This is a genomic window from Aquimarina macrocephali JAMB N27, from assembly GCF_000520995.1.
GTDB classification, from domain to species: Bacteria; Bacteroidota; Bacteroidia; order Flavobacteriales; family Flavobacteriaceae; genus Aquimarina; species Aquimarina macrocephali.
In genome coordinates, this window is the sequence record NZ_JACA01000137.1 from 1 (window position 1) to 577 (window position 577).

The window sequence follows — 577 nt, forward strand, 5'->3', positions numbered from 1 at the left end:
TCACAACAACGTCAGGCTGCGATCAGTTCTTTTGGATTTAGTGGCACTAATGCTCATTTGGTAATGGGTGAGTATGTTCCCCAGAATCGGGAAGTGGTTAAACGACCTGTTCAGGTCATTACACAACAGTCGGATCTTATATTTCCTTTATCAGCCAGATCTGAGGAGCAATTAAAACAAAAGGCTTCTGATTTACTGGAATTTATTGAAGAGAAGAAAGGTTCTCTGGATCTGATTGAGATGAGTTACACTTTACAAGTAGGCAGGGAAGCTATGGAGGAACGTCTTGGTTTTATGGTGAGCAATATAGATCAATTGGCAGAAAAACTTCGGGCTTATGGTAATGGAGAGGATACTATTAGCGGTGTCTATTTGGGTCAGGTGAAACGCAATAAAGAAGGTTTACGAATCATTAGTAATGATGATGAGATGAAAGAAACCATTATAGATACATATATACGTCAGAGGCAATTATCGAAATTACTGGATTTATGGGTTAAAGGATTGGAGTTGGATTGGGATAAACTCTACGGAGATCATAAACCTAATCGTATCAACTTGCCATTGTATCCATTTG

Annotated in this window: 1 protein-coding gene; it reads left to right on the forward strand. The window is 38.8% G+C overall.

Going from position 1 to position 577, the window contains the following annotated elements; genetic code table 11:
• A partial coding sequence (locus Z054_RS29675; RefSeq protein ID WP_035093952.1) for a KS-MAT linker domain-containing protein occupies window positions 1-577 on the forward strand: 577 nt, incomplete at both ends.